We start from the raw sequence: 24,699 nt of genomic DNA, 5'->3' as shown, positions 1-24,699 counted from the left end.
GCTATTTTCTTGGATTAACACTCATATAGATTTTCGCCTATTTGAAAAGTGTCAACTTAACTATTCGTAAGAGATGAACCATCCCGTTTTTGGCTAGGGGATTATAGCACAAAAGGCTTTCTGTTGTATAAAAACAGAAAGCCTTTTGTGTTTTGATGTTTGTTTTAGGTGTGGCTGAGACGTAAATACTTACAAAAGACCTTGAACCTGAAGCGCTTTTCAGAAAATAACCTTGATTCAAGGGGGAGAAAACTTGAAGGCATTAATTGGCTTTTTTAGCTCTTCCAGGGTTTTGGCCAGGTGTCGCACCTTGGAGCGAGCGAACATTAAATCATTTCTGAGCTTGCGCAACTCTTCCTGGTCAAGATGGGCTTTTTTGCTCAAGGTGGCTACCAACTTGTTGCACTCCGAAAGGTTGTTGATCAAGATGTCCAGGATTTCTTCGGGGGAAAGATTGTTGATATTTTGATCCATAGTTTACCGGCCCTCTGATGTTTGAGCTTTACTCTTATTATAGGCCGAAGCGGCGTTTATTTCACACGGAAAAAAGTACTAAGATGTGGCTGGTAGTGAGGGAGTATCCGCAAGCCCCAGAGTCCTTTAGGGTCTATTATTTTTGGACAGCCACTATCTCATCAATCTGACTCTATGGGGGGATGCACTGCCAGGTATTGCAATAGGAGATCGGCCATGCGCCCGGCGTTGTGGCCAATGATGTCGTAAGACTCCCACTGGGAATCATTGGTTCCGGCCAGAAAAATAGCAGCCCCTTTGACGTATTCATCCTGTTGTAAATTCTGATCGTACCAGATGAGTTGGTCCATATAAACTCCGGGGGGGTCATCGCGCAGTCCATTTTCCACCCACATGTCCACAAAATCCTGCCAACCCCTGGCCTCTTCCGGGCCGGGCCGGGGATGGATCAGGCCATCAACGCCGCACTCGGTGATCAGGATGGGCACATTGCCAAACCCCATTGGCTTGAGATATTGGCGATAGGCTTTCCGATAACGCAGGGTCAGCCAGCCCTCGTCGCCTTGATGAGGATCGTTGTTTGGCTGCAACCCGCCGGCCCGGAATTGCATAATCGGTGCAGAATATTCGTGCAGGCCCAGGTAGCCATTATATTGGCGAATGGCGGCCAGGGCCGGCTCAAAATTGGGCCATAATTCCAGGGGCGGATGGCCGGCGGCAAAATTTCCCACCACTGAACGAATGCCGTTTTCGGCCAAAAGGCGCGTGCGTTCGGCTTCAAATTCGGCCAGGCGTTTCATTTTGTCGGGCGTATCGGCCACCGGCTCGTTGTAGGCTTCCCAGGCGTCAAAAGCAGCCATACGGTTCGGTTCTGTGGCCAGGGGCAGGATTTTATTGACGTAATCCTGGACAAAGGGAATGGGGTCGGCGTCCAGGTTGAGTTGGCCTAGCACTATTCGGCCAACCATAAGGGTGCCGGGTGAGGCAGTTTTTAAGCCCTGCACAAAGCCGGGGTCAATTTCTAGAGTTTTTACCAGAGCCGGTTTACCTTTGGTCACCAGGTCCAACACTTTGGGGTCGAATTGGGTCACAAAAAGGCCCAACTTGCTGGGGGGGCCGGGCGGATAGGGCGTAGGCGTGGGAGTGGGGGTGGGGGTGGGGGCAACGGACGGTTCAGCCGTTGGTTCAAGGGGGATCTCAGTTTGCGGTATTGCGGTGGGCCGGGGCATAGTACTGGTGGGGGTAGGGGTATCGGGCGCAAGGGTGGAGGAGGGAATAGGGGTATTGGCGGCGGTGGGCGTAAAGCTGGGCGGGACGGTGGATGTGTTGGTTGGGATGGAGGTGGAAATGCGCGCCGCAGGAGAACGATCCAAAAGATTAGTTAACCGGCAGGCTTGCAGGAAAGTGATTAAACTGACAAAACCGGCCCCGCTCATAAAACGTCTTCTATCCATAATGTTTCTGCGCTTTCAAAACCCAAGGCGGCTATTCCTCGTTCCCAAGCTGTATTTGGAAAAATGATGAAGAGAAAAGCCGTTTTTACCTATATCTTAAAAACCCATTTGCGGGGAGGAATCTTACCATCAGGCCGTGATGAGTCAAAATCATCGTCGTTGTCCTGAAGGGGCTTATCGGCTAAAACTCCGTTTGGCGCGTCTACTTCATGGGCGTAAACGGGACAGCCGTGATATTTGAAGTAACAGGTATCACAATGTAAGCCGGGCCGGGCCATCACTTCGCCCCGGGCCAAAGCCTGGCTTGGTTCGCGAAGGTCGCTCAACTGATGGCGATATTCGTCTTCGCTCAACTCAATGGTGACCCGCTCGTTAAGCGATAGCCACCACTCCTGGATACGCACCGGGCGTTTGAGAGGATAGGCGGCGGCGACAAGAGCGTGATAAATGGTGATGGCGTGATCTTGCCGTAGATCGGCGGTGGTGGGCAGCGGGCCGTTTTCGGTGCGGAAAAGGATAGCCAGGATGCCGCTGTCGGAGGTTTTGTCCAGCCGGTCTACGGTGCCTTGCAAAGATAACTTCACGCCGCCAATTGAGATTCTGAGTTGTATGGTTTCATTCCCGGCTATCATGTAGGGCCAGTCCTGGGCTAACCGATGGTGGTATTGCTCGATGATGGTTTGCGCCTGGGGATAAGGGGCCACTTTGTTCAGGCATGCTGCCAGCGATACACGCGCCGGGCCACCCGCCGCGTGCAGGTGTTGGATAGTTTCTCGCACCAGCTTATCAAGCGAATCCGGCGTCTGGTCATGCGGAAGCGATGATTTTTGCTGTGAAAAGTGATAGTGCAGCGGGCATTGGGCCAGCACGCGCACTTCGCTGGGCGTAAGCGGAATGGGTTGTTTGACCATACCTAAACATTAGCACAAATGAGCTATCTCGTCAAGATGAATTATACAATCACCAGGTTATCTCGATGAATAACCGTATGGCCGTAATCAAAGCCTAAGATTTCCTCAATTTGGTCGGAGCGTTTGCCCTGGATGGCGCTTAAATCTTCTGATTTGTAATTAGTAATCCCCCGGCCTATCTCTTGCCCGGCCGGATTTAAAACGCGAATGGTCGCTCCCCGGTTGAAATTCCCGGCTACCTCGATCACGCCAACGGCCAGCAGGCTTTTGCCTCGTTTAATCAAGGCTTCAGCCGCTCCGGCGTCTATTTTTACTTCACCCTGGGCCGCTTCGGCCAGGATCCAGCGCTTGCGACTTTCTACATGACTGACCTGGCTGGGAAAGCGAGTGCCCAAAGTTTCACCTTTTACTACCCGCAAAATGCAATCCGGCTCGCTGCCGGGAGCAATAACCGCCTCTACCCCGGAACGGGTGGCCAGTTCTGCCGCTCTGATTTTGGTGACCATCCCCCCGGCGCCCACGCCGCTATTGCTGCCGCCGGCCGCAGCCCGAATGGCATCGTTAATGGTTACCACTTCTTGGATGAGTTGGGCGCTGGCGTCTTGCCGGGGATCTTTGGTGAACAGGCCCGGTTGGTCGGTGAGCATAATCAGCAAGTCCGCATCTATGAGATTGGCCACCAAGGCCGAGAGCGTGTCATTATCGCCAAATTTGATCTCCTCTACGGCCACCACGTCGTTTTCGTTGATGATGGGCAGCACCTTTTGTTGGAGCAGGAGGTGTAAGGTGTTGCGGGCATTAAGATAGCGGGTGCGGTGGGCCAAGTCGGCGCGGGTCAACAGGGCCTGGGCCACGGTAATGTCGTACAGGGCAAAGATTTGCTGGTAAAGAGTCAGTAAACGCCCCTGGCCCACCGCGGCGAGCATTTGTTTATGAGGGATGCCCTTAGTTTGGGAGCGCGACTTGATCCCCAATAGCTCGCGTCCGGCAAAGATAGCGCCTGAAGAAACCAGGAGCGGCTCATGCCCGTCGCTGATCAGGGTAGCAATTTGCCGGGCCAGATCAACCAGCCGGGGACGATACAGGCGTTCCGTGCCGGCTCTCAGAACGTTGGTGCCAACTTTGATGACAATTCTCATAAATAAATATGTGAGCGGGTAAGGAAGCGATTGAGCGAAAATTCTTTTTTAGGACTTACGCACGTTCCAGAGGTGACAGTCACTTTGTAAGTGACTGTCACCTCTGGAATGCATCAACGATTTGCGTAAATCCTATTTTTTTATAAAGGTTCGCTTCGTTACTGCAACAACCTTTCTATTTTTCTGTTGACGTTATTGAGCGTGGGTGGTTTGGCGAAGGATGGTATAGGCCGGGCGGGGAGTCCGGTCCGGATTCAGTACAGCGTACCAGCGCATCGGCTCCGAGGCAGGATACCAGGAGACCGTGCTGAAATCAAGATTAAATAAAAAGAGCGCTTCCACAAAGGGCCACTCGTATTCAGCTTTGGCGTAGGTGCGGGCCAGGTATTCGGCTTGCTGCGCTTCGGTAACGCCGATAGGGGTATGTTCCCCCAGGTCCCAACTGCTTTGCAGCACCCACCCCACTTCGGTAATCCAAATGGGCGTATCGCCGTCGTCATTAGCTTGCATAACTTTGTGTTGTTCAACCACCCGCGTAAGCGACAGCCCATCGGGATCAGGTTCATCGGGGCTGCGGCCATAAGCATAAGGATGGCTGCCCAGAGCGTCAAAATAACCTTTGGCCCCGGCCTGGTACATGCCTTGTAAAAAAGCCAGGTCGCCGTAAGCAGTGGGCGACCCCTGGCCGGTGGTGGCCAGGCCGCCGCTAATCACCAGGGCTTCCGGGTCTGTTTTTTTTATGGCCGGGTAGGCTGTTTGGAGCATTTGGGTATAATCCGCCGAATTGGGCTGGAGATACCCCCATTCATAATGCAGGTTGGGTTCGTTCCAAATTTCATAGGCTGCTACTTGTCCCTGGTAGCGACTGACCAGGGCGGTTAAAAAATTAGCCAAGTCGGCCATATTGGTGGGGGGATGGGTGTACATACTGTCGGTGGGACGCGCCCATTCCGGCGTGCCATGTACGCGCAAGAGAATTTTGACCTGCTGGTCGCCAAAAGCTTTAACCACGTTATCCGGGTCCACCCACCGAAATTGGCCCGGCTCAGGTTCTACCGTGGCCCAATTAACATAGCCCTTGGCCCAGGTAAAACCCATATCGTTGATCAAATACGCCAGGCTCAGATCGGCCATATTAACCCCGGCGATTAAGTCAGAACGAGGCGGCGGGTTCAGGGCCGGGGCGGCCTGGGCAATGCTGGCGGAGGCAGGGGGGGTGAAGGTAACAGTGGGATTGATGGTTAAAAAATCATCCCAGGCCCCGTCTATGGTCAGGCGGAGAGGATCGCCGCCGCCGGCCGGCAGGGTATATACTTCGTGATTGCCGGTTTCCCATGAGGTAAAGGTGAGCCATTGGCCGTCGGCAGACCAATCCAGCGAACCCAACCAGGCGCTGCCTTGATACAGCCGGATCATATTATCCACTTGGGGACCGATAACGTAAATACCGGCCCGGTTTTCTTCGTCCCAACCGATGAAGGCCAGGCGTTGGCTATCCGGGGCCCAGGCCGGGGCGGTGCCCTGAACCGGATGGGGTGTGACCAGTTGTTCGTCGGTGCCGTCGGGCCGGATGCGGTAAATTTCTTCAACGCCGTTGCGCACGGCGGCAAAAGCCAAGTACTTGCCGTCGGGCGACCAGGCCGGGAGGCGCTCCAATTCCTCGTTGAAGGTGAGTTGGATGGCGGTATTCTCGTTGATATTTTGCACAAAAATTTCCGGATCACCGTCTCGCTCAGACACAAAGGCCACGCTCTGCCCGCTGGGAGACCAGGTGGGGCTGTAATCCCAGGCCGGTTCATTGGTCAGGTTGCGGAGCTGAAGATTTTCTTCAGTTTGGCCGGTGTTCAGCAACCAGATGTCGCTATTACCGGCGCGGTGGCTGGTGAAAGCCAGGCTTCGGCCGTCGGGCGACCAGGCCGGGTCCCAATCAGCGTCGGGGTGGTTGGTCAAATTGAGCAGTTGGCCGGTCTGGTCCAAAACAAAAATGTCGCCTGCGCCGCTGCGGTCGGAGGCGAAAGCGAGAATGAAGGAGGGCGCTTCTTCTTTTGAGTAGCAGGTGGAGAGGCCGAGGGGGGAGAGGAAGATAATGACGATCAGCCCGGCTACGGTGGCAAAAGCATGTTTTTTACGCATAGCGCCTAAGTATAGCACCAGAGGGCGGTAGGAGCAAGGGGTAGTGGTTACATTTCGACTGATGATTTACAAATCCTCTCAGGGGAAAATGATTCTCATCAGTCAAATCTTTACCATTACCGGAGCAAGTTGGGTAGGTTGGGGAGCGCTTATTAAAAAATCGGTGAGTTAGTGAATAACAAGTTGTGATATTAGCAATTAATCATTCACAATTTTCCAAAGTCACCTACCTAATTTTAGGTACTTGCAGGAGTATTTTTACGTAGAAAAGGCCATTAAAAAGGTGGTCTTTTTTTTATTGAAATCCATCCCTTTTACCACTGCGCGGGGACCAAAAAGGTGATACGATGATAGAGTTGAAAAAGAAAAATGCCGAGAATCCCTGTAATTGTTGGCGAACCCAATCTTTTAACTTCACCAGAGGAGGTACACCATGGAAGAACAATTGGTTGTTTTTGAACTCAATGAAGAATCGTACGGGGTGAATGTAACCCAGGTGCAGAGCATTATCCCCATGCAGGAGATAGTGACGGTGCCCAATGCCCCCATCTTCATTGAAGGTGTGGTCAATTTGCGGGGATCGGTGATCCCGGTGATTGACCTGCGCCGTCGTTTCAATTTGCCGCTGCCACCGGACCCGGAAGGCAACGGCAAAAAAGGCAAGCGTAAACAGGTGATTGTGATTATGGAATTGGATGATTTGCTGGTGGGCCTGATTGTGGACAGAGTGACCGAGGTGACCAAAATCGCCGAGGCTGATGTTGAACCACCGTCACCTTTGTTAGCCAGCGTGGACACGGCTTACCTGCGCGGCATTGGCAAATTCAAAAAGAAAGCCGATGAGGAAGCCGGCGAGGTTGAAGGCAAATTGGTCATTCTGCTCGACCTGAACCGCGTGTTCTCGCGGGAAGAGCAGCAGGCGCTGGTTGAGGCGGCGTAATGTTAAAGTGACTTATTTTCGGTTGCTGACCGGGAATATCCAGCAGGTATTGTAGGCAATACCATGATGTTTATACAATTACAGGCAAAAGTTCTCCAGCATAATGTGTTTCCAACTGAAGGAAATGCAGGTTGAATCGAAAGGTTGATAGAACGGCCCTTGCTACTGGACCTTCCTAAAAATGATTCAGGAGATGATTAAAAATGTTGGCAGATATGGAATTCATTGTATTTATTAGCGTGTCCCTTATTGCTTTCATATTGATGATGTTAATTGTATATTTGGTCTTTGGCCGGGGGGTGGCGCTAAAATTAGCTTTTGTTGTGGCCGGTAGTTCTTGGGCTGGAGTAGCCGGACTCTTTATTGTCTTTAAATGGGGTTATACGGTTTTGAATTTAGCCATAACAACCGTAATTGTTATGCCGATTGTGGTGGGGGTGTTAATTGTGATGATCCGGCAAATCATTATCCCGATTAAGCGCATGGCCGAGGCGGCAACCGAAATTGCCAAAGGTAATTTGGACCAATCGCTAGCGATAAAAAACAAAGATGAGTTGGGTGATATGGCTGCTGCTTTTCAAGAAATGATCACCTACTTACAAACTATGGCCCAGGCCGCCGATTCTCTGGCGCAAGGTGATCTGGCTGTGCAGGTCAGGCCCCAATCGGGGCAAGATGTGTTGGGTATTTCTTTTAGCCAGATGACGGCTGACTTGAATACCTTGATTACACAGGTGCAGCGAAGCGCCAACCAAGTGGCCGTCGCCAGCCAGCAGTTGAACAGCTCGGCCGACCAGGCCGGAGCGGCCAGCCAGCAGGTGGCCTCCACTATGCAGCAGATTGCCAGCGGCACCAGCCAGCAAACACAGATGGTCACCGAAACAACAAACACGGTAGAACAGATGGCCCGCGCCGCCGAGGGCATTGCCCGGGGCGCACAGGAGCAGGCCGCCGGAGTACAAAAGTCGTCGGACTTATTCAATGAAATGGACAAGATTGTGGGCCAGGTGGGCCAGATAGCCAACTCGGTGACCGAGGCCAATAACAAAGTAACTCAGGCCGCACGGCACGGCGTGGCGGCGGTGGAGCAGACCGGCCAGGGCATGCAAACCATTCGCGCCCGCACCCTGGAAGCGGCTGAACGGGTCAAAGAGATGGGGACTCGCTCTAAAGAAATTGGCCGCATTGTGGACACCATTGACGATATTGCCGACAAAACCGACATGCTGGCCCTCAACGCGGCAGTTGAGGCGGCCCGGGCCGGGGAGCATGGTCGCGGCTTTGCCGTAGTGGCCGACCAAGTGCGCAAACTATCCGAGGATTCCAAAAACGCCACCCGCAACATCGGTGAGTTGATTGAACGGGTGCAGGCTACAATCAACGAGGCTATAACGGCCATGCAAAACACTACTGCCGAAGTGGATAACGGCATTAAGTTAGCCGGGGACACCACCGGTTCATTGCAGGAAATTTTGCGGGCTGCCGAAGAGGCGGCGGAGTTGGCCGAACAGATTGGTTCAGCCGTAGCCCAGTTGAAGCAAAAAAGTGGAGACGTGGTGACAGCGGTAGATTCGGTGAGCACGGTGGTGGAGGAAAATACGGCCGCGGCAGAACAGATGGCGGCCAACAGCCAGGAAGTGACCCAGGCTATGGAAGGCGTGGCCAGCGTGGCCGAAGAAAATAGCGCGGCCACCGAAGAGATCAGCGCTTCCGCCGAAGAGATGTCGGCCCAGATTGAAGAGGTGGTGGCCTCGGCGGAGGAACTGGCCGCCCTGGCTGAAGAACTGCAAGCGGCTACGGGCCAGTTCCGGGTGAACGGGGTGCCCAAGGTTGAACCGGAAAAGCCGAAACGCGGCTGGCAATCTGCCAGGAAATCGGGCAAACAGCAGCAGCCGGAGCCGGCGTTAGGCCATCATCAGGGGGATGGGCATAGCGGGGAGGGGTAGGAATGACATCTAAATAACTTGTCCATTCGCCATACCGGAACTCAGGGGACCTCGTAGGGAATCTTGAATTTCCGATAAGTTCCCCTCTGAACATCTATCATTCCTAAAGTTATTTCTGCAGGAAAGGTTTTTTGAAATGAACCTAGATTACTATATGAGTTACCTTATTCTCTTCAGCGCGATTGTGGTGGGCTGGATAACGATTATGGCAACAATGTATTGGGTTTATCGCCGGGGTGTTGCTATGCGGTTGACCTTTATTTTATTGAGTTGTGTCACCCTTGCCACTATTGTGGCTTTTATGTTAGGCTACGAGGGTATCACGTTAATCAGGGTAAGTTTGGCGCTTGTTTTTGTAGTCCCCATTCTGATAGCTTTGTTTTTGATGATGATCAGGCAAATCGTCAATCCCATTCAACAGATGGCAACCGTAGCGGAAGGTATTGCTACAGGCGATCTCGAGCAGACCATTACCATTAAAAGTAAGGATGAGCTGGGGGACATGGCCGCAGCCTCCACTCGCATGATTGCCTATATCCAGCAGATGGCCGAGGTAGCCGACTGCCTGGCCCAGGGAAATCTGATGGTTGATGTGACCCCCCGATCCGACAAGGATGTGCTGGGCCATGCTTTCCGCCAGATGATTAATAATTTGCGCTACCTCATTGACCAGGTCCAGCAGAGCGCCAACCAGGTGGCCAGCGCCAGCCAGCAATTGAACGCTTCATCGGAGCAGACCAGCCAGGCCAGCCAGCAGGTGGCCTCCATCAGCCAGCAAGTGGCCGAAGGGACCAGCCGCCAGACCCAGGCTGTGACCGAGGCGACGGGTAATGTTGAACAGATTGCCCGTGCGGCAGAGGGAGTAGCCCGGGGTTCTCAGGAGCAGGCGCAAGGGGTGCAAACGACCTCGGAGTTGATCAACGAAATGGCCGGCATTGTAGATAATATTAGAGAGATTGCCGGAGACGCGGTGGGTAAGGTGAAAGAAATGGGGGTGCGTTCAAAAGAGATAGGCCGGATTGTGGAAACCATTGATGACATTGCCGATAAAACCGATATGCTGGCCTTGAACGCGGCGGTAGAGGCGGCCCGGGCGGGGGAGCATGGGCGTGGTTTTGCGGTGGTAGCCGATCAGGTGCGCAAACTTTCTGAGGATTCCAAAAGCGCCACCCGTGATATTTCCAATTTGATTGAACGGGTGCAGGGGACGGTGAACGAAGCCATTGCGGCTATGGAAGGGGCGGGGATTCAGGTCAATAGTGGGGCTGGCGGTATTATTCAAGCCGTGACAGAGTTGAAACAGAAGAGCAATGGGGTGGTGGCGGCCATAGAGACGGTGAGCACGGTGGTGGAAGAGAATACGGGCATTGCCGAAGAGATGGCGGCCAATGCCAAAGAAGTGACAACGTCTATGGATGGCATTGCCGGTATAGCCGAAGAGAACAGTGCCGCCACCGAAGAAGTCAGCGCCTCGGCTGAAGAGATGGCGGCCCAGATTGAAGAGGTGGTGGCTTCGTCGGAGGAGTTGTCGACCCTGGCCGAGGAGTTGCGGATGCTTACGGATCAATTTCGGGTGGATGGGGCGCGCAAGGTTGAACCGGAATAGTCGCAACATAATTTGCAAACTGCCAAAACGCCAGTCAAACAGCCGCAGTCGGAGCCGGTGTTGGCCCACCATCAGGGAGATGGACATAGCGCGGAGGCTTAGGCGTGATAGGTTATGCAGAGGATTTTTCTCGGTTGTACTCCGTTTTTGAAATAACATCTCACTGAAGTGATTTTTACAAGGGAGGTTTTTTGAAATGAACCTGGATTATTATATGAATTACCTTATTTTTTCCGGCGCGCTGGTGGTTGGCTGGATATTGATTTTACTGACGATGTATTTGATCTATCATCGGGGTATTGCTATTCGCCTGACCGTTATTTTGTTGGGGTGTGTCACCGTTGCAGCTCTTTTGGCTTTTGTGCTGGGCAACGAGGGCATTACATTAGTCAGGGTTAGTATTGCGTTGGTGATTGGGTTGCCCATTCTGATTGCTTTATTTCTGATGATGATCAGGCAGATCGTCAACCCTATCAAACAGGTGGCCGCCGTGGCCGAAGGCATTGCCGGGGGAGACCTCAATCAAACTATCACGGTTAAAAGCAAAGATGAAATTGGCGATATGGCGACCGCCTTTCGGCAGATGATTTTGAATTTGAGCACCTTGATCGGCCAGGTGCAGCAGAGCGCCAAGCAGGTGGCCGACGCCAGTCAACAATTGAACGCTTCAAGCGAACAGGCGGGCGCGGCCAGCCAGCAGGTTGCTTCAACCAGCCAGCAGGTGGCCCAGGGCACCGGCCGCCAAACCCAGGCCGTCACCGAGATTACCACCAATGTTGAACAAATAGCGCGCGCGGCTGAAGGGGTGGCCCGGGGGTCGCAAGAACAGGCCAGAAGCGTGCAAACCACCTCGGAACTGATTAACGAAATGGCCGGTCTTGTGGAAAGTGTCAGCCGGATCGCCGGCGACGCGGTGGAAAAGGTCAAAGAAATGGGGGGGCGCTCCAGAGAGATTGGCCGTATTGTGGAAACAATTGACGACATTGCCGATAAAACCGATATGCTGGCCCTGAACGCGGCGGTGGAGGCCGCCCGCGCCGGCGAGCATGGCCGTGGTTTTGCGGTGGTGGCCGACCAGGTGCGCAAACTTTCTGAGGATTCCAAGAGCGCCACCCGCGACATTGCCAATTTGATTGAACGGGTGCAGGCCGCCGTTAACGAAGCCATTGCGGCTATGGAAGGCGCGGGCGCTCAGGCGTATTACGGCGGCGGCGGCATCAGGGGGGCCGTGGCTGAATTAAAACAAAAGAGCGACGGGGTGGTGGCGGCCATTGAATCGGTGAGCACGGTGGTGGAAGAAAATACGGCCATTGCCGGGGAAATGGCGGCGAACGCGAAAGAAGTAACTGATTCAATGGAAGGCATTGCCGGTGTTGCCGAAGAGAACAGCGCCGCCACCGAAGAGGTCAGCGCCTCGGCCGAAGAGATGTCGGCCCAAATTGAGGAAGTGGTCGCTTCTTCGGAAGAATTGGCCGCGCTGGCCGAAGAGCTGCGGGCGGCCACTATTCAATTTCGACTCAAAGAAAGCCATTAACCCGACTTTATTCAGAAAAAGAATTTAAATTTCTAGCCGGTAGGGACAGGACATTGTCCTGTCTCTACCAAAAACATTAATTGAACAACTACAACTAGGAGCTAAAGAATGGATATGCGGATGTTGTTTCAAAACAGCTTGGTTATGTTGGGGTTGCTTATTCCTGCGGCGGCAATAGTTTTATTGGGGGTCAGAATTCTGGCCGGCCGGGGCATTGTTCTTAAGTTGGGTTTTGCCGCCCTAACCGCTATTGTGGTTGATGTAGAACTTGGTTTTATCCTGGGCCAGCTTGGACTTACGGTTATTAATACCATAGTGCTGTACACGATTGGTATTATCACCACCATCCTTGTGCTTTATGTGATGTTTCGGGTGGTTGTGGCGCCTATCCAAACCCTCATTGCCGTGGGAGAAAGAATCGCTCAAGGCGATTTGAGGGAAACCGCCAGTTATGAAAGCAAGGATGAAATTGGCCAATTAGCAACTGTGTTGCGGGCTACCATCGCTTACCAAAGAGAAATGGCCGCAGTGGCCGAAAAAATGGCCGGTGGAGACCTTTCGGCTGATGTGTCGCCCAAATCCGCCGACGACGTGTTGGGCCACGCTTTTACGCAAATGGTGGCTTACCAGCAGCAAATGGCCGGGGCGGCCGCTCGCCTGGCCCAGGGTGACGTAAACGCTCAAATCACCCCCTCATCCGAGAAAGATTTGTTAGGCAACGCCTTTAGCCGGATGGTGGTTTACCAGCAACAAATGGCCGACGCGGCCGGCCGTTTGGCCCAAGGCGACGTGTCGGTTGAAGTTACACCGCAAACCAACCAGGATGTGTTGGGCCACGCTTTTAGCCAGATGATTGCCTATCAACGGCAAATGGCCGAGGCCGCTGAACATCTGGCCAGGGGAAATTTGGCGGTTGACGTTGCGCCCCAATCCAATCGGGATGCTTTGGGCAATGCCTTTAGCCAGATGGTGGTCAATTTACGCAAGCTGATCGGCCAGGCGCAACAGAGTGCGGCGCAGGTAGCTAATGCCAGCCAGCAATTGAACGCTTCCGCCGAACAAGCTGGTCAGGCCAGCCAGCAAGTGGCTTCCATTACCCAGCAGATTGCCCAGGGCACCGGCCAACAAACCCAATCTGTGACCGAGGTTACGGGCAATGCGGAGCAAATGGCCCGCGCGGCCGAAGGTATTGCCCGCGGCGCGCAAGAGCAGGCCATAGGAGTTCAAAAAACATCCGGCTTGATTGATGAAATGGATAAAATTGTGGGACAGGTGGGTGAGGTGGCCAACTCGGTGACCGGGGCCAACGCTAAGGTTACCCAGGCGGCCCGCCACGGAGTTTCTGTTGTTGAGCAAACCAGCCGGGGGATGGGAACTATTCGCGCTCGCACCGTTGATGCCGCTGAAAAAGTCAAAGAGATGGGCAACCGCTCCAAAGAAATTGGCCGCATTGTGGAAACAATTGATGACATTGCCGATAAAACCGATATGCTGGCTTTGAACGCGGCAGTTGAGGCCGCCCGCGCCGGCGAGCATGGCCGTGGTTTTGCCGTAGTGGCCGACCAGGTGCGCAAACTTTCGGAAGATTCCAAAAGCGCCACCCGCGACATTGATAAACTCATCGAACGCGTGCAGGACACGGTTAACGAGGCGATTGCGGCCATGGAGAATGCCGCCGTTGAAGTTGATCATGGCACTCAGTTGGCCGGAGACACCACGCAATCATTGCAAGATATTTTGCAGGCGGCCGAAGAGGCCGCTTCGCTGGCCGAAGAGATTAATAAAGCGGTAACTCAACTCAAACAAAAAAGCGAGGGCGTGGTGGCAGCGATGGAGATGGTCAGCACAGTCGTTGAGGAAAATACGGCGTCGGCAGAACAGATGGCCGCCAACAGCCAGGAGGTGACTCAGGCAATGGAAGGCGTGTCCAGTGTGGCCGAAGAAAACAGCGCCGCTACCGAAGAAGTGAGCGCCTCGGCCGAAGAGATGTCGGCCCAGATTGAAGAGATGGTGGCCTCGGCCGAAGAACTGGCCGCCCTGGCCGAGGAATTGCGCACGGCCACAGCACAATTTCAGGTTTAAATCACAAATGGCAAACGGTAAACCGAAAATCGTAAATTGTAAATTGTAAGGGTTGATTATGGCTAGAAAACCAAAATCCACAACGTTAACGTTTGACATTACCAGCGATGAACTGGAAATGTTTTTGGATGATGTCAACGAACGATTGCAAGCTATGGAGAGCGGCCTGCTCCATCTGGAAAAAAAGAGCGACCCTGACACCCTTAATTCCGTTTTTCGGGCGGCGCACACGCTCAAAGCTTTTGCCGGAACTGTGGGCCACCATCAGATGGCCGACCTGACCCACGCCATGGAAACACTTTTTGGCGAAATGCGGGAGGCCAGGCTGTCGCCCACCCAGACCATTATTGACGAGCTGCTGACCGCGATTGATATTTTAAAAGCTTTGCGCGATGAGATTGTCACTCGCCGGCCCAGCGGGGTTGACGTGGTCGCCTTGTTGGCCCGGCTGCGCGCGCTGCAAAATGCTGAGAATGAGTCAGAGAAACCGGCTACGGTTTCAGCCCCTATTGAGCGCCAACTAATGCCGGAGCAGGCCGTCCTGGCAAGAGAGATGGTCGAGGCCGGGCAAATTGCCCTGAAAATTGAGGTAGTCACGACAGCAGAGGCTTTTGCCCCGGCCGCCCGGCTCTACCAGGTGGCCCTGACGCTGATGGAAGCAGGAGAGATCATGGCGCAACAGCCGGGGTTGGATGACATCACAGAAGAAGATAAACGCTTGTGGTTGATCCTGGTCACATCGTCTGAGGCTGAAGAGGTGGAGCAACTCTTGCGTGAGATTGACGACCTGGCCGAGTTTCACGTTCAACCGTACCCCGTCGCTGGTGTGGCGCAGCCTGACAGAGCTTTGTCCCCCACTACCATTGAGCCGGGGGTTGAGCATGCGCTTGACAAAACCGTGCGCATCAGCATTGAACGGCTCGATATTTTGATGAACCTGGTCGGCGAACTGGTCACCAATCGCACCCACCTGTTGCAGATTGAAAACATGCTGCGAGCGCAATATGGCAAAGACGGGAGCGTGGGTGCTCTGAGCGAAATGGCGCCCCATTTTAGCCACGTGGTTGACCAGTTGCAACAAGAAGTGATGCGGGCGCGGATGCTGCCGATTGCTTCTTTGTTCAATAAATTCCCCCGCCTGGTGCGCGACGTGGCCCGCGCGGCCGGCAAACAGGTTAGCCTGATCATTGAAGGCGAGGCCACCGAATTGGACCGGGCCGTGATTGAGGCCGTTAACGACCCCCTGATCCATTTGTTGCGCAACGCGGTGGATCATGGCCTGGAAACGCCGGAAGTCCGGCAGGCTTTGGGCAAAAGCCCTACCGGCGTGGTGCGTTTGGCCGCCGCCGCCGTAGAAGGGCAGATTGTGGTTACTGTGTCCGACGATGGCCGGGGCGTTGACCCGGACCGCATCCGCCGGGCCGCGGTGCAGCGAGGGTTGTTCTTGGAGGAAGAGGTTAACCAACTGAGCCAGGATGAAGTTGTTGACCTTATTTTCCAGCCCAATCTATCAACGGCCACTCACGTTACCGGCACATCGGGCCGCGGGGTAGGGTTGGATGTGGTTCGCGCCAATGTTGAGCGGTTAAGCGGGTCGGTGGTGATTGAGAGCCGGGCGGGCCAGGGCGCAACCTTCCGCCTGACCTTACCGTTGACCCTGGCCCTGGTGCAAACGATGCTGGTGATGGTGCGAAACACGTTGTATGCCATTCCAGTTACCAGTATTAACGGGGCCATGTACGTGGCCGAAGCGACCATCAACACCATCAAAGGAAAACCCGCCCTGGAATGGCAAGGCGCAACATTGCCGCTTTTAGACCTGCGCCAAATTTTTAACCATCCCCGTTCAGGCGCGGCCGCAACCGGCCAGGCAAAACCCAGCGTGGTGCTGGTCAATTGGGGCAAATATCAGGTGGGCCTGGCTGTAGATAGAATCATCGGCCAACAGGAAATTGTGGTAAAATCTCTTAGCCCTTTGATTGGCCCCACGCCTGGCCTGTCGGGCGCAACGATTTTGGGGGATGGGCGCATTGCCCTGATTGTGGACGTGCCGGGCCTGATCAACAACGTTTTGCGGGCGCAAAGGGGTTTGCAAAAGCAGGGCGAAAAATGAGCCGGAAAACGGGTAACATTCACCAATCTCAATTTGTTTGGGAGAAAAAACGGTATGCCTAAAACAATAATGATTGTAGACGACGCCCAATTTATGCGGATGCGGGTGCATAAATTGCTCACCGAGCATGGGTATGACGTAATTGAAGCGGAAGACGGCGAAGCGGCGGTGCACGCTTACCGTTCGGCCAATCCCGACGCGGTGCTTATGGATATCACCATGCCGCGCAAGGACGGCCTGGCCGCACTGGCCGAAATTCAGGCCTTTGACCCGCAGGCCAAAGTGATCATGCTCACGGCGTTGGGCCAGCAAGCAATGGTGCTGCAGGCCATGAAAGCGGGGGCTAAAGATTTTTTGGTTAAGCCTTATGACCCGGACAAAGTGATCAAAACATTGCAAAAAGTGCTGGAGTAAGGCCCATGAGCGCTTCCATTCGAGTCTTGATTGTAGACGACTCGGCCTTTATTCGCTACACTGTGGCCAAACATTTGGAGGCTGACCCGGATATTGAGATTGTGGGCAATGCCCGCGATGGCGTGGAGGCTCTGGACCAGATTAAGGCGCTCAAACCCCATGTCGTTGTCCTTGATGTGGAGATGCCCCGCATGGATGGATTGACGGCCCTGAAGCGGATCATGGCGGAATGTCCCACGCCGGTGGTGATGCTCAGCGCCTTAACCCAGCGGGGGGCGCAAACCACCATCCGCGCCCTTATGCGGGGCGCGTTTGATTTTGTGCCCAAACCGGATGCCAAGATTGACGTGTATACGGTTATTGCCGAACTAATTGAAAAAATAAAAGCGGCGACCGGCGCGCGCCCGGCCAAGTTGCCCTCGGCAGGCACAGCGCCCATTGTTACCCCCACCAAACGCGGCCCCCGCCCTTTGCAAAAGGGTGACGCCCTGATTGTGATTGGAGCCTCTACCGGCGGGCCGCGGGCTTTGCAAAAAATTTTGGCCGATCTGCCCGGCAACCTGCCTGCTTCGGTTTTGATTGTTCAACACATGCCGCCGGGTTTTACGCGCTCCCTGGCCCAACGTCTCAATGAAAATTCATCGCTCATTGTGCAAGAGGCCGCAGATGGCGACCGCCTGGCCCGGGGCCTGGCTTTGTTGGCTCCGGGAGATTTTCACTTGCGTTTTAGAGGGTTGCGGCAGGTGAGCCTGGACCAGGGACCGCGCTGCCAACACGTCCGCCCCGCCGTGGATGTGACCATGGAATCTGCCGTGGAATATCATGGGGCCAATGTGATTGGGGTGGTGCTGACTGGCATGGGCCAGGATGGCACGGCAGGGGCCGGCCGGATCAAAGCGGCCGGGGGGCGGATCATTGCCGAGCACGAATCAACCAGCGTAGTTTACGGCATGCCGGCCAGCGTGGTTAGAGCCGGTTGGGCCGATTTGGTGGTGCCGCTGCCCAACATAGCCTCTACTTTAGTAAAATTGGTGAACCATGGAAGACGTGGAATATAGTTATATCAAATCTCAAGTAAAAAAATTGACCGGCGTTGACCTGAATTGCTACAAGGCCCCCCAGATGCAGCGCCGGCTCAAAGCTTATCTGGTGCGGTCGGGCCAGCCCAACTGGCCTAAATTTTTTCGGGCCGTCCGCGCCAATCCGGCAGATTTGAGCAAGTTCAAAGATTACCTCACCATTAATGTTTCTTCTTTTTTCCGCGATTCAGAGAAGTACAAATATCTGCAAACATCTGTTTTGCCGGAGTTGCTGCGCCATCATCCCTCGTTGCGGGTGTGGAGCGCCGGTTGTTCGCGGGGTCAAGAAGCCTATTCGCTGGCCATCCTGCTGGCCGAGGCCGGCAATCATTCTGGCGGCCAGCATCGTCTCCTGGCTACCGATATTGATCAATCCGCGTTGGAGTGGGCCAGGGCCGGCGGCCCTTACTCCGCCGATGAAGTGACCAAACTATCTCCTGATTTGCGTTTGCGTTATTTTGAAGTGCGTCAAGAGGAGTACTGGGTTAAGGAAGAGCTAAAGCGCAGGATCGCCTTTAAGCCGCACAATCTGCTGGCCGACCCGATTGTGGGGAAATTTGACCTCATTGTGTGCCGGAATGTGGTTATTTATTTTGAGGCTGACGCCAAAGAAAAGTTATATTGCCGCTTCTACGACGCGCTTAAGCCTGAAGGTGTCCTCTTTGTGGGCGGCACCGAAATTGTGCCCCGCGCTACAGACATGGGTTTTGAAGCCATCAATGTTTCCTTTTACCGCCGGAAATTGGTAACATTGACAACGCCGGCCAAGTTATGTTATAGTCGTCATGTTTCTTGATTGCGTTTCTGCCCATTAATGGTGTCAGGGTAAATTTTAACCACCAGGCGCATCAAGTTATTCCCCAGATGGATGACAAACCTAACTTCCAAAATACTCCATTGGCCGTTCACAAAATGCTGGCCAGCCTGGCCGCCAGTTTGGATTTTGACGAGGTATTACGTCAATTTCCCAATCTAACTTTAACCGAGATCAAAGCAGGTTTGGAATATGCGGCCACGCTGGCGCGTCGAAAAGATAAGGCCACAACCGAGATTCTGACGCCGCTTGATCGCAGGGGGTCTAACCGTAAACCGGCCGGGTTGGATCTGAAAAAAATCTTGGTGGTAGATGATGACCAGGCCAACCGCGCTTTAATTCAGCTTATCTTCAGAGAAAGTGATTTTACCCTGAGTATGGCTACCAATGGCGAAGAAGGTTTTGCCAGGGCGCTCAGCGAATTACCTTTTTTGATCATTAGCGATATTCAGATGCCGGGTCTGGATGGCCTTGAGCTTTTGCAACAATTAAAGGCCAATGAACGCACCCAAAATATTGGCGTCATCTTTGTGACGGCCCATCGCCGTGATTCCCGGCAAGTCAGCCAGGGATTGGCCATGGGAGCGGACGATTACATTGCGATGCCGTTTAAGCACGATGAGTTTTTGGCCCGGGTGGGGGCCGTGGCCCGGCTCAAATTGGCCGAAGCAGAAGCCCGCCGGCAGGCGCGGGTGGTGGCTCAACGCAACCAGGGTCTGGAATTGGTCAACGAACTGGCCTTGGCCGTTAATTCCTCCTTAAATTTGCAAGAGATTTTTGCTTCCTCAATGCAAAAACTCTCTCAACTATTGGCGGCTGAAGCCGTGGCGCTGCTCTTGTTGAATGAGGAGAGCAAAGAATTGGTGGTTAATGTTTCGTTTCACAGCGGGGCGGGTATTTCCACTTCGGTGGATTTTTCATCGGAAACTAAAGTTACCCCATCCATGCTCGAGGCGCAAGTTCCCCTTATTATTTCAGATATCCTGGGCGATCTCAATCACGATCTGAGCCTGGATTTTTTACCCCAAACGAGCGTTATTAAATGTGTGCCCATGCTGAGCAAAGAGCGGATTATCGGCGCTATTGCCATCGTTAGCAAACAGGGGCAAGACCTGGACGAGACCGATTGGGTGTTATTAAATTCTGCAGTGGGAATCATTGCCGTAGCGGTAGAAAATGCCAGTTTATTACAACACGCTCAAGAGCAAGTGGACGACCTGATTGTGCTCAACGAGATTGGCCGCGCTTTAACTTCAACGCTAAACCATGAACAAATTCTGAAACAAACCACCCTTCTGGCGCAACGCTCCTTGCAGGCCGAGGCCACTTCGTTATGGTTGCTTGATGAGGAAACCCAAGAAGTGGTTTTTACGGCTTCATCGGGGATTGGCGCAGAGGTGATAACCGGCTATCGTTTGCCCATTCACGAGGGCCTGGTAGGTTATGTAACTCGAACGGGTGAGTATTATCTGGCAGATGATGTAACTAAAGATGAAAGATATTTTTCGCCGGTAGCAGAATCGATCAATTACGGCCCTCGTTCGATGTTGTGCGTGCCGCTGCGCATCAAGGATAAGATTATTGGCGCCATGCAAGCCTTGCACCACAATGTGGGGTGGTTTGACGAAAATCACCTGCGGCTTTTTGCTTCGGTGGCCAGTTCGGTAGGTATTGCCATTGAGAACGCCCGTCTTTTTGCAGAAGTGCAGAGTTTTAGTCGTCACCTGGAACACATGGTCACAGAGCGCACCCGGGAGTTGTCTGAAGAGAAGGAAAAAACCGAAACCATCCTGGCCAGTATGGCCGATGGTTTGCTGGTGCTGGATGCTGAAAAACGGATTTTAACCGCCAATGCGGTGGCCGAAGGCATGCTTAACTTTCGTTTGAGCGAGTGGTTAGAAAAACCAATTGGCGCAGCGCAAACAGAACATGCCTTGTGGCGTTGCATTAGCGAGATGGCCGATAACCCTGAGCCTACCGTCAGCGCGGCGGTGGATGTGCCCTCCCCCCAAACCGGGGCGGTGTTGTCTATTCAGGCGCATGCGGCCAAAGCCCGTAATGAAGCAGGGCAAGTGGTGGGTGTGGTGATTGTTTTGCGCGACATCACGGCCATCAAAGAAGTGGAACGGATGAAGTCTCGGTTTATGGCCGGGGTAACGCATGAACTCAAGACGCCTCTTTCGGTAATTAAATTGCACGCCCGCAATTTGGTAACTTATCAAAAACATCTGCCTGAACAAAAAAGAACGGAACTGCTGAATTCAATCCAGGCCCAGGTGCAACTACTGGAAAAATTGATTGAAAATATTCTAGAACTGGCGCGGTTTGACGCCGGTACGGTTAAAATCGAGCGACAGCCGGTTGACCTGGTAACGTTACTTGACCAAGTGGTGGCCGATTTGATTCCCCTTGCCCAGGAGAAACGATTGGCGCTGCATTGGCAAAAACCCGCTACAGAGATGTCCGTTTTGGCCGATCCAAACCGCCTGGAACGAGTCATTCGCAACCTACTTGATAATGCCATCAAATACACGCCGGTTGAAGGTTCTGTAGAAGTGAAGCATATCTCAGAATTGAGAGAGCCACGGGAGTTTGTGGGTTTTCAGGTGTCAGATACCGGCATGGGGATTCCCCTGGAACATCAGTTGCGCATATTTGACCGCTTCTACCGAGTAGATCCTTCCCACACCATCCCTGGCACCGGCCTGGGACTTTCCATTGTCAAAGAGATTGTCAATGCTCACGGGGGTGAAGTGCGTTTGGAGAGTTTGCCCGGCCAGGGGAGTACATTTGTGGTTTTACTCCCTGGCCGGGAACATACCTGATTCCTTAATATTTTGTAACAATCCTTAATAAACTGTTTGGTTCATTGGTCCCTCTTTTGTGATACTATTAAGGTGTAAAAAACGTACTGCAAGAGGACACAATAACCATGGCAAACGCACAAGTACTGATCCTGGAAGGCTCAAATGGGCAATCTTTTTTCTTCAAAGAAACGTTGTTAGCCAATGAATTAGTAGAACAGGTTGACGTAGTCAGTTGGGCAGACGAGGCCATTGAGCTAATCCGCCATTCTGTTTACGACTTGATCGTGATCAATCTGGTTGAAGCCTGGGAACAGGGCATGAGACTGGGCCTCTGGTTGAGCCAGCGGCCTACCTATTGTACTGTTTTGTTGATAATCTCCTCAGAGTTAGAGCGGCCTTTACCGGCCAATGGCTCTTTTGCTATTTTGGCTGAACCTTTTTCGCTGCGCAATTTTGTGGATACCGTACACACAATTATTCAATCCGGGATCGGCGGCCATAGCCCAAATGCTCAAAATCGGTCCAATAATTTATCCGGCCTGCCCGCCTGGTCCGGTGGACCTCTGCACGAAGAGTATGCCGGTTATTGGTCGCCCTTTGCCCAGTTGTTTTAGCCGGGTTTAAATTTTTGAGAAGCAAACTACCATAAAAATACTTGACCTTCTGGACGAATAGGACGCGCAACAGCGTCCTATTCGTCGTTTTGGGCAAGATTTATGGTCCGTTTCATAAAGTGACAGTCAAAGCAATTAGAGGTAAAATATCCTCTGTTATTGAACCTTTTGCCAATAAGGAGCTGCCCCGATGGAAATATCCCCCCAACCAACTTCACAACGTTTTCAGGTTTCACTCAGCCGAGATTTGGGTTTGTTTGACGTAACCATGATTGGTGTTGGCGCTATGATTGGCGCCGGCATCTTTGGCCTCACCGGTATTGCGGCCGGCGAGGCTGGCCCGGTTGGTTTATTACTGGCCTTTTTGCTCAACGGCCTGGTAACCAGTATGACCGGCATCACTTACGCCGAATTGGGGTCGGCTTACCCCCAGGCCGGCGGCGGCTATGCCTGGGTCAAAGAGGGTCTGGCTCGTATCTTTGGCTTTTATGCCGGTTGGATTTCGTGGTTTTCCCATTCGGTGGCCTGTAGTTTGTATGCCGTTTTGTTTGGCACCTTTTTTGCCGAATTGGTAGAGATGGCGGGCGTGCGCTTTGGTGATAAGACCATGTTCTTGGATTTGAGCGGCGAGCAGATAGCCGTTAAGGTTTTTGCCGTGCTGGTGGCTTTGGTCTTTGTTATTGTCAACGTGCGCGGTTCGTCGGAAACAGGACTGGTGGGTAATATTATCACCGGCTTCAAAATAGTCGTGTTGGGCCTGCTGGTGCTGTTTGGCCTCAAGGCGATGCTTAACCTACCCCATTGGGCCGACAATTTCCTGCGTGATCCTAACCCTTTGCCATATGGCTTCCGGGGAGTGATTTTGGCCATGGGCCTCACCTTTGTAGCTTTTGAAGGATATGAAATCATTGCCCAGAGTGGTGAGGAGGTGAAAGAGCCGGGGAAAAATATTCCCCGGGCCATTTTTGGAGCCATTGGTGTTGTGGTGCTGGTTTACCTGGGCGTGGCTTTTGTTTCGGTGGGCGCGTTGGTGCAAGATTCGGGCCTGCCTAACTGGATGTATCTTGGTGAAAACGGGGAACGGGCCATGATTGAAACCGCGCGGGCCATTATGCCCTATGGAGCGTTGGTGATGATATTGGGAGGTTTGGCTTCTACGATGTCGGCCCTCAACGCCACAGTTTATTCCAGCAGCCGCGTTTCTTTTGCCATGGGCCGCGACCACGATTTGCCAAGAGTTTTTGGCCGTATTCATTCCCGTAATAAAACCCCGCACTGGGCCATCTGGCTCAGCGGCTTGCTGATTATGACTATGGCGGTGTGGCTGCCCGTAGCCGATGTGGCTTCCGGGGCTTCCATCACTTTTTTGCTGCTGTTCCTGATGGTCAACATTGCCCTGATCAGAATGCGTAAAACCAGACCCGACCTGGAACGTCCCTTCCGGGCGCCGTTTGTGCCCTGGTTGCAATACGCGGCCATTGCCATTCAACTTGTGCTGGCCATTGAATTGGTCAACCTGAGTCCGCTGGCATGGGTGGTGACTATTGTTTGGTTAGTGGCCGGGGTATTTGTTTATTTTCGGCATGGCGCGGTGCAAGAAGCGGCCAAAGAGAAAGATACAATTTTACTCGAAGAAACTATAGCCACCCGGGCCTACTCGGTGATGCTGCCGGTAGCCAACGAGGCCGCGGCTCGCCAGTTGGCCCGGTTAGGCGCATTGTTTGCCCGGGCGAATATGGGTGAATTGTTTGCCTTGCACATTATTCGCGTTCCGCCCCAGATAGGCGTAACCGATGGCCGCGCGTTCCTCAGACAGGGCCGCCCAATTTTGGAAGAGGTGATTAGTGTAGGACAGGAATTTGAGATACCGGTCCGCACCATGATTCGCCTGGGCCGGGATGTGGTTCATTCCATTGTCAGTGCCGCTCAAGAGCGCGGAGCCGATTTGGTGTTGTTGGGTTGGCCGGGTTACACTCAAAGCAAGGGGCAGGCCTTTGGCTCGATTATTGATGTGATGACCATTAATCCGCCCTGTGATTTGGCGGTTGTTCGCCTGCGGCGCAGCGGTTTTCCCCGGCGAATTTTGGTGCCAATTGCCGGTGGCCCCAATGCTCGACTGTCTATTGAACTGGCCATTACCGAAGCCGATGCTATCGAGCAGACCACAGGAACCCGGCCTGAAGTGGTGGCCCTTAACCTGATTGCCAACAGCGGCGATAATCCTGCCCACAACCAGCGACGAACAGAACTGCTGGACGAATTGCAGGCTCACAAATGGCCCATTGAGTTACTCATCAAACCGGCTCATGACATTGTTAAAGGAATTCTTGAGGAGGCGGCCAAGTTTGATCAGATCATTATTGGCGCGTCAGCCGAAAGATTGTTGGAGCAGTCCCTTTTTGGTTCTATCCCCCAACGGGTGGCTGAAGAGGCGCTCTCTACCGTGATTATGGTCAAACGACACGATCCGGTCAGATTTGGTTTGCGCCGTTGGTTAATGCGCCCGCGTAGATTGTCGAGAATAACTTCCGTGCCAAACGACAGTGACCGGGAAAGTGGGATGGTTCACAATTTAGTTGACACTTTTTTGAGCACGAAATAAAAATTGGCCGTTAAAATTTATCGGGTCCAGGCTATTT

At 53.3% G+C, this 24,699-nt stretch carries 17 protein-coding genes; 12 read left to right on the top strand and 5 right to left on the bottom strand.

Annotated features, from left to right (window positions below; translation table 11 throughout):
- Window positions 1–237: 237 nt before the first annotated feature.
- The 5 genes from JW953_11825 to JW953_11805 all read right to left on the bottom strand — a co-directional run bounded on the left by JW953_11825 (window position 238) and on the right by JW953_11805 (window position 6,111).
- Entirely contained in the window at window positions 238–474 is a 237-nt protein-coding gene (locus JW953_11825) for a hypothetical protein (protein MBN1993380.1), read from the bottom strand.
- Window positions 475–635: 161 nt separating this feature from the next.
- A complete protein-coding gene (locus tag JW953_11820) occupies window positions 636–1,928 on the bottom strand; it encodes a hypothetical protein (protein ID MBN1993379.1) in 1,293 nt (430 codons plus the stop codon).
- An 89-nt stretch (window positions 1,929–2,017) separates the two neighbouring features.
- Window positions 2,018–2,839 carry a PD-(D/E)XK nuclease family protein gene (locus tag JW953_11815; protein MBN1993378.1) on the bottom strand — a complete coding sequence of 274 codons (822 nt, stop codon included), beginning with the start codon at window positions 2,837–2,839 and terminating at the stop codon, window positions 2,018–2,020.
- A gap of 41 nt (window positions 2,840–2,880) precedes the next feature.
- Window positions 2,881–3,978, bottom strand: a complete 1,098-nt coding sequence (proB, locus tag JW953_11810; GenBank protein MBN1993377.1) for a glutamate 5-kinase — start codon at window positions 3,976–3,978, stop codon at window positions 2,881–2,883.
- A gap of 192 nt (window positions 3,979–4,170) precedes the next feature.
- Entirely contained in the window at window positions 4,171–6,111 is a 1,941-nt protein-coding gene (locus JW953_11805; GenBank protein ID MBN1993376.1) for a PD40 domain-containing protein, read from the bottom strand.
- Between the two features lie 433 nt (window positions 6,112–6,544).
- On the opposite strand from JW953_11805, the gene JW953_11800 reads away from it, so the two are divergent.
- From JW953_11800 to JW953_11745, 12 genes are all read left to right on the top strand, one after another.
- Window positions 6,545–7,051, top strand: a complete 507-nt coding sequence (locus JW953_11800) for a chemotaxis protein CheW (protein MBN1993375.1) — start codon at window positions 6,545–6,547, stop codon at window positions 7,049–7,051.
- A gap of 203 nt (window positions 7,052–7,254) precedes the next feature.
- Entirely contained in the window at window positions 7,255–8,997 is a 1,743-nt protein-coding gene (locus JW953_11795; protein MBN1993374.1) for a HAMP domain-containing protein, read from the top strand.
- A gap of 136 nt (window positions 8,998–9,133) precedes the next feature.
- Window positions 9,134–10,603 carry a HAMP domain-containing protein gene (locus JW953_11790; protein MBN1993373.1) on the top strand — a complete coding sequence of 490 codons (1,470 nt, stop codon included), beginning with the start codon at window positions 9,134–9,136 and terminating at the stop codon, window positions 10,601–10,603.
- Between the two features lie 196 nt (window positions 10,604–10,799).
- The gene (locus tag JW953_11785) at window positions 10,800–12,137 is read left to right on the top strand and encodes a HAMP domain-containing protein (GenBank protein ID MBN1993372.1); all 1,338 of its coding nucleotides are present in this window, start codon (window positions 10,800–10,802) and stop codon (window positions 12,135–12,137) included.
- 108 nt (window positions 12,138–12,245) lie between these two features.
- Window positions 12,246–14,219, top strand: coding sequence for a methyl-accepting chemotaxis protein (locus tag JW953_11780; GenBank protein ID MBN1993371.1), 1,974 nt, complete (start codon window positions 12,246–12,248; stop codon window positions 14,217–14,219).
- 58 nt (window positions 14,220–14,277) lie between these two features.
- Window positions 14,278–16,332, top strand: coding sequence for a chemotaxis protein CheA (locus tag JW953_11775; protein ID MBN1993370.1), 2,055 nt, complete (start codon window positions 14,278–14,280; stop codon window positions 16,330–16,332).
- A 54-nt stretch (window positions 16,333–16,386) separates the two neighbouring features.
- Window positions 16,387–16,746 (top strand): response regulator, encoded by a 360-nt coding sequence (locus JW953_11770; protein MBN1993369.1) that lies wholly within the window; start codon window positions 16,387–16,389, stop codon window positions 16,744–16,746.
- A 5-nt stretch (window positions 16,747–16,751) separates the two neighbouring features.
- On the top strand, window positions 16,752–17,804 hold the full coding sequence (locus JW953_11765) for a chemotaxis response regulator protein-glutamate methylesterase (GenBank protein ID MBN1993368.1): 1,053 nt from the start codon (window positions 16,752–16,754) through the stop codon (window positions 17,802–17,804).
- On the top strand, window positions 17,785–18,621 hold the full coding sequence (locus JW953_11760) for a protein-glutamate O-methyltransferase CheR (protein ID MBN1993367.1): 837 nt from the start codon (window positions 17,785–17,787) through the stop codon (window positions 18,619–18,621). Before JW953_11765 ends, JW953_11760 begins: the two co-directional genes overlap by 20 nt.
- Window positions 18,622–18,689: 68 nt before the next feature.
- Window positions 18,690–21,464 carry a GAF domain-containing protein gene (locus tag JW953_11755; protein ID MBN1993366.1) on the top strand — a complete coding sequence of 925 codons (2,775 nt, stop codon included), beginning with the start codon at window positions 18,690–18,692 and terminating at the stop codon, window positions 21,462–21,464.
- 107 nt (window positions 21,465–21,571) lie between these two features.
- Window positions 21,572–22,060: a hypothetical protein gene (locus JW953_11750; GenBank protein ID MBN1993365.1), complete on the top strand. Its 489-nt coding sequence runs from the start codon at window positions 21,572–21,574 to the stop codon at window positions 22,058–22,060.
- A gap of 190 nt (window positions 22,061–22,250) precedes the next feature.
- Window positions 22,251–24,662 (top strand): amino acid permease, encoded by a 2,412-nt coding sequence (locus JW953_11745; GenBank protein MBN1993364.1) that lies wholly within the window; start codon window positions 22,251–22,253, stop codon window positions 24,660–24,662.
- Window positions 24,663–24,699 lie beyond the last annotated feature (37 nt).

The sequence above is a fragment of the Anaerolineae bacterium genome, assembly GCA_016931895.1.
In the GTDB taxonomy this organism is placed as follows: Bacteria; Chloroflexota; Anaerolineae; order 4572-78; family J111; genus JAFGNV01.
The sequence above is the reverse complement of the archived record's forward strand: the minus strand, read 5'-3'. Positions and strand labels throughout refer to the sequence as shown.

Excerpts from the sequence above, each read along its gene's own strand:
- JW953_11790 (MBN1993373.1), top strand. The coding sequence starts at position 9,134 with ATGAACCTAGATTACTATATGAGTTACCTTATTCTCTTCAGCGCGATT.
- JW953_11825 (MBN1993380.1), bottom strand. The coding sequence starts at position 474 with ATGGATCAAAATATCAACAATCTTTCCCCCGAAGAAATCCTGGACATC.
- JW953_11750 (MBN1993365.1), top strand. The coding sequence starts at position 21,572 with ATGGCAAACGCACAAGTACTGATCCTGGAAGGCTCAAATGGGCAATCT.
- JW953_11765 (MBN1993368.1), top strand. The coding sequence starts at position 16,752 with ATGAGCGCTTCCATTCGAGTCTTGATTGTAGACGACTCGGCCTTTATT.
- proB (MBN1993377.1), bottom strand. The coding sequence starts at position 3,978 with ATGAGAATTGTCATCAAAGTTGGCACCAACGTTCTGAGAGCCGGCACG.
- JW953_11805 (MBN1993376.1), bottom strand. The coding sequence starts at position 6,111 with ATGCGTAAAAAACATGCTTTTGCCACCGTAGCCGGGCTGATCGTCATT.
- JW953_11775 (MBN1993370.1), top strand. The coding sequence starts at position 14,278 with ATGGCTAGAAAACCAAAATCCACAACGTTAACGTTTGACATTACCAGC.
- JW953_11770 (MBN1993369.1), top strand. The coding sequence starts at position 16,387 with ATGCCTAAAACAATAATGATTGTAGACGACGCCCAATTTATGCGGATG.
- JW953_11785 (MBN1993372.1), top strand. The coding sequence starts at position 10,800 with ATGAACCTGGATTATTATATGAATTACCTTATTTTTTCCGGCGCGCTG.
- JW953_11780 (MBN1993371.1), top strand. The coding sequence starts at position 12,246 with ATGGATATGCGGATGTTGTTTCAAAACAGCTTGGTTATGTTGGGGTTG.
- JW953_11760 (MBN1993367.1), top strand. The coding sequence starts at position 17,785 with ATGGAAGACGTGGAATATAGTTATATCAAATCTCAAGTAAAAAAATTG.
- JW953_11755 (MBN1993366.1), top strand. The coding sequence starts at position 18,690 with ATGGATGACAAACCTAACTTCCAAAATACTCCATTGGCCGTTCACAAA.
- JW953_11795 (MBN1993374.1), top strand. The coding sequence starts at position 7,255 with ATGTTGGCAGATATGGAATTCATTGTATTTATTAGCGTGTCCCTTATT.
- JW953_11800 (MBN1993375.1), top strand. The coding sequence starts at position 6,545 with ATGGAAGAACAATTGGTTGTTTTTGAACTCAATGAAGAATCGTACGGG.
- JW953_11815 (MBN1993378.1), bottom strand. The coding sequence starts at position 2,839 with ATGGTCAAACAACCCATTCCGCTTACGCCCAGCGAAGTGCGCGTGCTG.
- JW953_11820 (MBN1993379.1), bottom strand. The coding sequence starts at position 1,928 with ATGGATAGAAGACGTTTTATGAGCGGGGCCGGTTTTGTCAGTTTAATC.
- JW953_11745 (MBN1993364.1), top strand. The coding sequence starts at position 22,251 with ATGGAAATATCCCCCCAACCAACTTCACAACGTTTTCAGGTTTCACTC.